The organism is bacterium endosymbiont of Bathymodiolus sp. 5 South (genome assembly GCF_900128535.1).
Classification (GTDB): domain Bacteria; phylum Pseudomonadota; class Gammaproteobacteria; order PS1; family Pseudothioglobaceae; genus Thiodubiliella.
The window spans coordinates 21,009-29,421 of the sequence record NZ_FQTR01000014.1; the positions used below are offsets into that span (position 1 = coordinate 21,009).

The following is an 8,413-nucleotide window of genomic DNA, read 5'->3' on the forward strand; positions in this document are numbered from 1 at the left end:
TTTTTTTGTTAAATATACGCTATTTTTGTTTGAGTAAAGTTTGGATAATATGTCCTGCCATCATCAACCCAAAAATATTAGGCATATAAGAGATTGCACCATTGACTGCTCTGGGTCTACCAGCAGGCGCCGTATCGGTTGCGCTCACCTTTTGATGGGGTAATGCTTTGATCGGTATTTCAATAGAATGCACCACAGGAAATTTCATTGAGGCTCTAATGCGTCTGAGTTGTTTACGCATTTCTCTTGCTAAGGCGCAGTTCTGGGTTTTGTCCATGCGTGAGATTGTTACTTTGGTGGGGTCCAGTCGCCCGCCTGCGCCCATGCTAGAAATAATCGGCTTGCCAGATTGATTACAGCTGTCAATCAATACTGTTTTGTAAGCAATAGCATCAATGCAATCGGCAACAAAATCCAAATCCGCTTCAATGGCAATATTTTGCGCTTTCGCGCCATCAATAAATTCATTGCGTTTAACAATAAGGGTGTCTGGGTTAATATCGTGCAATCTATCAGTTAAAGCATCCACTTTATATTTGCCTAAGGTTGAGTTCAAAGCGATTAGTTGTCGATTAAGGTCGGTCTTTTCCACTATATCAAAATCAACCAGCGTTAATGTGCCTATCCCCGCACGACACAAAGCCTCAGCACAAGCACCACCCACGCCACCAAGTCCAGCAATCAATACATGTGATTCAGCCAAACGCGCTAAGCCTTGCTGACCAAGTAATATTTCTGTGCGTGCGCAACTGCCACCCATCATGAAAGCCTAAAAAGTGAAATGGCGTTATTATCACATTGTGTGATGAGTTTTTCTACCGATATTTGTTTTAATTCGGCAATTTCCTCAGCCACGATGGACAAGTCTTGTGGGTTGGGGTGGTCATCGGTTTCAATTAATAGGGATTCTATTGGTAGGTTTTTTACGATGTCTCGCAGGCGTTTGGATTGTTGATTGGTAATTTGTAGTCCAAAGCCTAAATAAAACCCCATTTTTATTAAACTGTTTGCTTGTTGCTCACTGCCAGAGAATCCGTGAATTTCCCCCGTTACTTTAGGGTGTTTTTTTAGTAAGAAAATCACATCTTCAGTTGATTTAACTGCATGGATGATAATGGGCAAGTCATATTTTTGTGCCAGTTCTAATTGAGAAACAAAGAAGTGGCGTTGTTGTTTCCTGTCAATATCTCTAGCATAGTCTAAACCACATTCGCCAATTGCAACAGGGTTGTTACATTTGATTAGATATTCCAAATGTTCCAGGTCTTGTGGTTGATGCAATTTTATCATCCAAGGGTGAATGCCTAATGCAAAATAAGGATACGATTGCACATCAGTCCAATTTTGCTTAGAGACGCTTGGCACAATTGCCACTGCGTTTTGTGCAATGTGCCTATCATTGACTTCGTCAAAATCTAAATGTGCATGCGAATTAATCATATAATAGTCGTTATTTTTTTTATAAACAAATAATCATGTTTTCACGCAAACTTTCAATCATTTCATTGGTGCTAATTGTTGCTATATTTTTGACCATCACTGGCAATGTGGTGTTTTTCTCAAAAATACTCAACACTTCTTTGTCTGAGAATCTTAGCTATATTGCATCATTATTTATTTGGTTGTTTGTCGTTCTTGCTACCATTTTATTACTAATTAGTAATCGATATAGCGCAAAATCAATTTTAATTATTATTTTATTTTCTTCTGCCATGGTCAGTTATTTTACGAATAATTATGGCACGATTTTTGATGAGAATATGATGGCTACCAATTGGGGAGAATCCATAGATTTGTTGAGTTTTAAACTGTTGTTGTATGTTGTTGTACTGGGTGTTATCCCCTCTTATTGGGTTTATAAAGTAGAGATTGTGCATCATCGACTCGCACAAGAATTCTGGCGTAGATTTAAGGTGTTTTCGAGTCTAATTGTTATATTTGTTGTGATTACACTGGTATTTTTTAAATCTTTCACTTTACTCTCTAAGAAATATGCATATTTGCGTCTGTATATCAATCCAACTTATCATTTATATGCGATTGGTCAAACCATTAACGCACAATTTAAAACTCAGCGTATGTCTTTTAAAATTATTGGTGAAGACGCACGCATTGATAGAGACAGCCAACACAAGAAATTGGTTGTTATGATAGTGGGGGAGGCAGCCAGAGCAGATAGATTTTCATTAAATGGCTACCAAAGGCTGACTAACTCATTATTAGCAAAGGAGTCGGTACTTAGTTTTTCTCAAATGTCTTCTTGCGGTACCGATACAGCTTATTCTCTACCTTGTATGTTCTCATCGTTGGGCAGGAGCGATTATTCTCACACGCAGGGTAAAAATATGAGTAATGTATTAGATATTTTGAATCGTGCTGGTGTTGAGGTGTTGTGGAGAGACAACAATTCTAGCTCTAAAGGCGTTGCAAATCGTGTCACTTATCAAGATTTTAAAACCAGTAGTAACAACCCTATATGTGATGTGGAATGTCGAGATGTGGGGATGTTGGATGGTTTACAAGACTACATCAGCACGCATAAAAACCAAGATATTTTAATTGTCCTACATATGATGGGTAGTCATGGACCTGCTTACTATAAACGCTATCCTCAGGCGTTCGAGAAATTCACACCAACATGCAAGACCAATCAGTTTAGTGAGTGCACTGATGAGATGATCAATAATGCCTATGACAATACCATTGTTTATACCGATTACTTTTTATCTCAGGTGATTACATTGTTGAAGCAAAATCAAACCCATCAAAGTGCAATGCTCTATATGAGTGATCACGGTGAGTCGTTAGGTGAAAAAGGGCTGTACTTACATGGCATGTCCTATTTTATAGCACCAAAAGAGCAAACTCATGTGGCATCAATCGCATGGTTTGATCAACAATTTTCCAAAGAAATTATAAAAGACAAAAAAGATTTGGTATTAAGTCACGATGGGTTGTTTCATACTTTGTTAGGATTGTTTGATGTTAGAGTTAAAGTTTATGAACAAAAATTAGACTTTATTAAGTGAATAGACAACATTAAAACCTAAAAATGATTATAATAGTCCGATTATTTTGTATGAATATGGATTTTATGAAAACATTTAGCGCTAAGGCACACGAAGTGAAAAGGGATTGGTTATTGGTTGACGCTGATGGCAAAACATTGGGTCGTTTGGCAACAGCCATTGCCTCTCGCCTTCGTGGTAAGCACAAGCCCGAATACACGCCGCATACAGACACAGGCGATTACATTGTTATTATCAATGCTGAAAAAGTAACAGTAACAGGTAATAAGTTTGACGATAAAATGTATCATCATCATACGGGTTATGTAGGCAACTTGAAATCAATAGCATTCAAGGACTTACAAGCTAAGAAGCCCGAAGAGATTATCAACAAAGCTGTGAGAGGTATGTTGCCAAAAGGCCCTCTAGGTAGAGATATGTTTAGAAAGATGAAGGTGTTTGCAGGCGCTGAACATACACATGCGGCACAACAACCTCAACTGTTAGAGATTTAATTTTAGATATTTTAAGGTACGGAAATTATTATGGCAAAGACGCAAATATTTTATGCAACAGGCAGAAGAAAGACCTCAGTAGCTCGTGTTTATATGACCAAAGGTAAAGGTGTATTTACTGTAAACAAACGCCCAATGGGCGAATACTTCGGTCGTGAAACCTCTTCAATGATTATTAACCAACCATTAGATACGGTTGATATGAGAGATAAGTTTGATTTTAACATTATGGTTAAGGGTGGTGGTGACACTGGTCAAGCGGGTGCGATTCGTTTAGGTGTGACACGCGCCTTAATGGCGTATGATGAAGAGCTTAGAGGCGACCTTCGTAAGGCTGGTTTTGTTACTCGTGACGCAAGAATCGTTGAGCGTAAGAAAGTTGGACATAAGAAAGCGCGTAAGAGCGAGCAGTATTCAAAGCGTTAACATTTTATTTAATGCTTATAAAAAAACCCGCAGATTGCGGGTTTTTTATTGCTTAGAATTTGTTTGAATTCAACAGTTAATAATCAAATCTAGAGAGTTTATTTTGCCTAATAATGCTTTGCACTAACTCAATATACTCATAACCAATCTCTGAGTATTTTTCCAACCCTTCAGAGAGGCTGACGCCTGTAAGTTTGAGGTTATGTTGACGCTTATAAGCTCTAATTTGTCTAAGCAAGTTATAAGCATGATTGCGATTAAGATTTAGTAAGTAGTATTCAATGGATTTGTTGACTGAAGAAAAACTCATCACCTCGTGCTTAGCACCTTTGTTACGGTCTTTAGGTACAACACCACAACCTGGTTTAAAACACCACAGTCCAAAATAATTGTTGTGGTGTTTGGAAAATCTGGAATTTCCCCAATTGGATTCAATCGCTGCTTGTGCTAACACTAAAGAGGCGGGAATAGTGTCTATTGTATTTAATAATGCGTTTTTGTCTACATGTTTAATACGGTATTTTTTAGCTAATTTTTTAATCTGCATGTCGTTAAATTGATTATTTTTAATCAGTGAACGAACCTGTTTAATTTTATTATTTTCCTTTTTTACCATTGGTAATAAATAAGTAAAGAAAGCATTTTTCCTTTGATTGGAATCTTTTATCTCATCAAAATTTGGTGTTCTTGATGAAATTAAATCCCAGATGCTAAAAGCCTGCACTGTGGCGGCGCAAGCCATAGTGATGACAAACAAGAGTTCTTTCATAATTCAAATCGTTCACAAGAGGCAGAAGCAACTTCTATTATAAACATTTTTTCAATGGATAGGTTGAGCAAGTGAGATTTAATAACCCTAATCACCCCTGCGTGGGCGACGAGTAAGATTGACTTTTTTGTTCGTTCTTGGGTTATTTGTTCTAATGTAGATAATATTCGTGCTTGGAAATCGTATAAATCTTCTGCACCCAATGGTTGATTGTCTAAGGGATTTTGTTTGAATTTATCAATGGTGGCTTGTCCAATTTCCTTGGCATTTCGACCTTGCCAGTCGCCAAACCCTATTTCTTTTAGTGAATCAAATACTTGCAGTTCAATATTCTGTATTGCTGATAAATGCTGAGCAAATGCTTGGCAACGAGCCATTGGCGAAGTGGCAATAAAATCCCAGTGTTTACCATTTACTGATGCTTGCATTTGTTGCCAGCCTTTTTCGCTTAAGGGATCGTCAAGTAAATTTCCACGGTATAAGCGACCCCCTTCAGGTTCGCCATGTCTTAATAAATCAAGAGTCATTCGTGGGTTTGCACTCTTGACATTAAGCGATTAACTGCTTGGGTCGGTGTCGCTTGTCCATCAACAACTTGTTTAACTTGCTCACAAATGGGCATTTCAATTTGATGCTTTTTTGCCTGTGATAATACTAAGGCTAAGGTGTTAAACCCTTCAACAGTTGCACCAACACTATTCAATGCCTGTTTTGCATTTTGATTTTTGGCTAATGCTTTACCAAATTGGCGGTTTCTTGATAAATCATCGGAACAAGTTAGCACCAAATCACCCAATCCCGACAAACCATTGAAAGTCGATGTATTCGCACCTAGTGCCACGCCTAAGCGTATCATTTCAGCCAATCCACGCGTAATCAAAGCTGCTTGAGCACTGGCACCATAGTCTAAACCTGCGGCAATACCTGCAGCAATTGCCAAAACATTTTTGACTGACCCACCCACTTCTACACCAATGACATCATCATTGGTGTAAGCTCTAAGTGCTTGAGTATTTAGAACTTGTGCCCAATGGCTTTGAATTTTTTTGTCTTTTGCAGCAACGCTAAGTGCTGTTGGTTTACGACTAGCGACTTCAAAGGCAAAACTAGGTCCTGAAATGACACAACTTGGGTGTTTGTCTAAAATAAATTCAAAGCTTTCATGTAAAAAACATTGTCCATCGGTATCAAAACCTTTAGTTGCCCAAGCAACAGATTGTTTTTCTGTGAGTAGAGGTTGCAGTGTTTTAAGTGTGCTAGTAAAACCATAACTCGGTACTGCAATTAAAACACTGTGAGAATCTTGCACATGCGATAAATCAAAAGTCAGTTTGATATTTGATGCATAATTTACCGATAAAGCAGGGTGTTTTGGTTGTAGTGTGTCAACTTCTTTTTGCGTATGGGTATGTAGATAGATAGTATCAAAGTTGTCTGACAAGGCAATTGCAAGAGCACTTCCCCAAGCACCTGCACCAATAATACTAAGGTTGTTAGCCACTACTGATTAAGGATTTCGTCTAATTTTCCAGACGCATCAGCGTCTGACAAATCATCAAAGCCACCGATATGTGTGCCATTAATAAATACTTGTGGCACCGTATTTCTGCCAGTTTTTTCCATTACTTCATCCCAGTCATTGGGTGTTTTGACATAATGCTTTTTAAAGGGAATACCTCTACTTTCTAATAATTGATAAGCTCTTTGACAAAATGGGCAAGTATCAGAACAATAAATTGCGTTATTTTTCACTTGGGTCTCCTAAGATTTAATGGGTTGGTTGGCTTTTTTCCAGGCGTTCATACCACCTTTTAAATTATAAACCTGCTCAAATTCATGACGCGTTAATAGTCCTGCAATATGCGCTGCACGCGCACCACTGCGACAATATACCAATACTTTTTTCTTATTATCTAAGGCATCAAGTTTATTTTTAACTTGACTCATTGGGATGTGAATATCATTTGCAATATGACCTGCACTGCGTTCTTTTTTCTCGCGTACATCTAGGATGATTAAATCTTTTTCATCCATTAATGTAACTGCTGCGTTAACATCTATATCTTCATATTTTTTTAATTTATCTGTAATAATATTACCAATCAGTAGCATAATCAAAACCACCAGTGTAATTGTGGTAAAGATTTGTCCATCGTCCAATAAAAATTCTAAAACTTCCATGTTTATTCTCCTTTTAAAAAGTTATCTAGCATCTCATGACCTTGTTCAGTCAAAATAGATTCTGGATGGAATTGAACCCCTTCAATTGCCATTTCTTTATGTTTGATGCCCATAATTTCATCACAACCACCCTGTTCATCCTGAGTCCAAGCAGTCATTTCAAAGCAATCTGGCAAACTGGATTGTTCAGCCACCAGTGAGTGATAGCGCGTGGCATTTAATGGATTGTTGAGATTATTAAATACGCCTTTATTTATATGATGTACAGGTGATATTTTCCCATGCATAATCTTTTTAGCGCCAATCACATTACCACCGAATGCCTGCACCATTGCTTGAAACCCTAGGCAAACACCAAGTATCGGAATCTTGCCAGCAAAATTTTTAATCACTTCAATCGAAATCCCTGCTTCATTTGGCGTACAAGGACCTGGGGAAATAACCAAAAATTCTGGATTCAATTTTTTAATTTCATTGATTGTAATTTTGTCATTACGATACACTTCAACCGTTTGTCCCAACTCGCCAAAATACTGCACCAAGTTATAGGTAAATGAATCGTAATTGTCAATCATTAATAGCATAATTTATTGTTTTTTTTTGATATTTAGTTAGTTCAATTGGTCTAATAAAATCAGTATGCATGGTTAAATCTGGCGTTAAATGACGCCCTCCTAATTTGGCAATTACAACTTGTATATTGGCTTTTCTAACATATTTCATTGCAGGAATAAAATCAGTGTCTGCAGTAATTAAAATAATTCTATCAATTTTTCCTTGATGAGCAAGGTGTGCCATATCTAACCCAATACGCATATCCACGCCTTTTTGCCTAAATTTTGGCTTACCTGTTTTGTCTGTATTAGTCCAACCTTCAAATTTTAAAACCCCTAAACGAATAGCAAATAAATCTTTTTGTTGTAATTCTGCAATCAGTTTATTGTCTTTTTTGACTAATTTTGCACCATTTTTGTGTTTCAGCAAATAAAAGAATGGTTTGCCAGTTTTTTTGTCAATTGGATCAAATGAATCACAATTATAATAGAGAATTTTGTGTAATTCTTCATCGGCTACACAACAATCCTTAGCTATTTGTGCAATCATATTTGCATCATAAAAAATACCTTCTTCTCTTAAGATAGGGTGTAAATAACCAGCATCAATCAGTAAAATAGTTTTTTTCATTTTTTACCCTTAAAGCTAAAAAAAAGACCTCCAATAAGGAGGCCTTCATGCTTGCCCACAAGCTTTGGTCTTTTATGCTTGCCTACAAACTTAACGGATACAACTAAAATTATACACAATTTTCTTATTTAGCAAAAAGTTTATTTTACAACCTGAAGAAAATCAATCAGCCTGCTTGTTTGGCGTTAAACTTTTTTATAAATAGAGACCTTTGCATAAATAGGGATGATTAGCAAAATCCAATTTTTGCCCAATTGGTGATTTCTTTAAACCTTGTCCTAGCAGGGCTAAGGCTGGGTTTAAAAAATCGCCAAGTGGGTGAAAAGTGG

At 37.1% G+C, this 8,413-nt stretch carries 12 protein-coding genes; 3 read left to right on the forward strand and 9 right to left on the reverse strand.

Annotation, left to right across the window (positions count from 1 at the left end):
• Positions 1-19: 19 nt before the first annotated feature.
• Both BBROOKSOX_RS02830 and BBROOKSOX_RS02835 read right to left on the reverse strand, forming a co-directional pair.
• A complete protein-coding gene (locus tag BBROOKSOX_RS02830; protein ID WP_139659664.1) occupies positions 20-760 on the reverse strand; it encodes a tRNA threonylcarbamoyladenosine dehydratase in 741 nt (246 codons plus the stop codon).
• Positions 760-1,440: a TatD family hydrolase gene (locus BBROOKSOX_RS02835; RefSeq protein WP_139659665.1), complete on the reverse strand. Its 681-nt coding sequence runs from the start codon at positions 1,438-1,440 to the stop codon at positions 760-762. Before BBROOKSOX_RS02835 ends, BBROOKSOX_RS02830 begins: the two co-directional genes overlap by 1 nt.
• Positions 1,441-1,475: 35 nt before the next feature.
• Between BBROOKSOX_RS02835 and BBROOKSOX_RS02840 the strand changes: the two genes are divergently transcribed.
• The 3 genes from BBROOKSOX_RS02840 (at position 1,476) to rpsI (ending at position 3,949) form a co-directional block, all read left to right on the forward strand.
• A complete protein-coding gene (locus tag BBROOKSOX_RS02840) occupies positions 1,476-3,029 on the forward strand; it encodes a phosphoethanolamine transferase (protein WP_257607739.1) in 1,554 nt (517 codons plus the stop codon).
• A 65-nt stretch (positions 3,030-3,094) separates the two neighbouring features.
• On the forward strand, positions 3,095-3,523 hold the full coding sequence (gene rplM / locus BBROOKSOX_RS02845) for a 50S ribosomal protein L13 (RefSeq protein WP_090716009.1): 429 nt from the start codon (positions 3,095-3,097) through the stop codon (positions 3,521-3,523).
• A gap of 30 nt (positions 3,524-3,553) precedes the next feature.
• A complete protein-coding gene (gene rpsI, locus BBROOKSOX_RS02850) occupies positions 3,554-3,949 on the forward strand; it encodes a 30S ribosomal protein S9 (protein WP_139659667.1) in 396 nt (131 codons plus the stop codon).
• 76 nt (positions 3,950-4,025) lie between these two features.
• Here the strand turns inward: rpsI and BBROOKSOX_RS02855 are convergent, their stop codons facing one another.
• From BBROOKSOX_RS02855 to BBROOKSOX_RS02885, 7 genes are read right to left on the reverse strand one after another with little or no spacing between them, the layout of a single operon-like run.
• Positions 4,026-4,718 (reverse strand): glucosaminidase domain-containing protein, encoded by a 693-nt coding sequence (locus BBROOKSOX_RS02855; protein ID WP_139659668.1) that lies wholly within the window; start codon positions 4,716-4,718, stop codon positions 4,026-4,028.
• Complete coding sequence (locus BBROOKSOX_RS02860) at positions 4,715-5,245, reverse strand: histidine phosphatase family protein (protein WP_139659669.1); 531 nt, start codon at positions 5,243-5,245, stop codon at positions 4,715-4,717. The genes BBROOKSOX_RS02855 and BBROOKSOX_RS02860 overlap by 4 nt, the downstream gene beginning before the upstream one ends.
• Complete coding sequence (locus BBROOKSOX_RS02865) at positions 5,242-6,219, reverse strand: NAD(P)H-dependent glycerol-3-phosphate dehydrogenase (RefSeq protein WP_139659670.1); 978 nt, start codon at positions 6,217-6,219, stop codon at positions 5,242-5,244. Before BBROOKSOX_RS02865 ends, BBROOKSOX_RS02860 begins: the two co-directional genes overlap by 4 nt.
• Complete coding sequence (locus tag BBROOKSOX_RS02870; protein WP_139659671.1) at positions 6,219-6,470, reverse strand: glutaredoxin domain-containing protein; 252 nt, start codon at positions 6,468-6,470, stop codon at positions 6,219-6,221. Before BBROOKSOX_RS02870 ends, BBROOKSOX_RS02865 begins: the two co-directional genes overlap by 1 nt.
• A gap of 9 nt (positions 6,471-6,479) precedes the next feature.
• On the reverse strand, positions 6,480-6,899 hold the full coding sequence (locus tag BBROOKSOX_RS02875) for a rhodanese-like domain-containing protein (protein WP_139659672.1): 420 nt from the start codon (positions 6,897-6,899) through the stop codon (positions 6,480-6,482).
• A 2-nt stretch (positions 6,900-6,901) separates the two neighbouring features.
• The gene (locus BBROOKSOX_RS02880) at positions 6,902-7,483 is read right to left on the reverse strand and encodes an anthranilate synthase component II (protein ID WP_139659673.1); all 582 of its coding nucleotides are present in this window, start codon (positions 7,481-7,483) and stop codon (positions 6,902-6,904) included.
• Positions 7,467-8,084, reverse strand: coding sequence for an NYN domain-containing protein (locus BBROOKSOX_RS02885; RefSeq protein ID WP_139659674.1), 618 nt, complete (start codon positions 8,082-8,084; stop codon positions 7,467-7,469). Before BBROOKSOX_RS02885 ends, BBROOKSOX_RS02880 begins: the two co-directional genes overlap by 17 nt.
• Between the last annotated feature and the right edge of the window lie 329 nt (positions 8,085-8,413).

Bases quoted from the DNA above. Each gene is read 5' to 3' on its own strand.
- BBROOKSOX_RS02830 (WP_139659664.1), bottom strand. From the start codon at position 760: ATGGGTGGCAGTTGCGCACGCACAGAAATATTACTTGGTCAGCAAGGC.
- BBROOKSOX_RS02835 (WP_139659665.1), bottom strand. From the start codon at position 1,440: ATGATTAATTCGCATGCACATTTAGATTTTGACGAAGTCAATGATAGG.
- BBROOKSOX_RS02840 (WP_257607739.1), top strand. From the start codon at position 1,476: ATGTTTTCACGCAAACTTTCAATCATTTCATTGGTGCTAATTGTTGCT.
- rplM (WP_090716009.1), top strand. From the start codon at position 3,095: ATGAAAACATTTAGCGCTAAGGCACACGAAGTGAAAAGGGATTGGTTA.
- rpsI (WP_139659667.1), top strand. From the start codon at position 3,554: ATGGCAAAGACGCAAATATTTTATGCAACAGGCAGAAGAAAGACCTCA.
- BBROOKSOX_RS02855 (WP_139659668.1), bottom strand. From the start codon at position 4,718: ATGAAAGAACTCTTGTTTGTCATCACTATGGCTTGCGCCGCCACAGTG.
- BBROOKSOX_RS02860 (WP_139659669.1), bottom strand. From the start codon at position 5,245: ATGACTCTTGATTTATTAAGACATGGCGAACCTGAAGGGGGTCGCTTA.
- BBROOKSOX_RS02875 (WP_139659672.1), bottom strand. From the start codon at position 6,899: ATGGAAGTTTTAGAATTTTTATTGGACGATGGACAAATCTTTACCACA.
- BBROOKSOX_RS02880 (WP_139659673.1), bottom strand. From the start codon at position 7,483: ATGCTATTAATGATTGACAATTACGATTCATTTACCTATAACTTGGTG.
- BBROOKSOX_RS02885 (WP_139659674.1), bottom strand. From the start codon at position 8,084: ATGAAAAAAACTATTTTACTGATTGATGCTGGTTATTTACACCCTATC.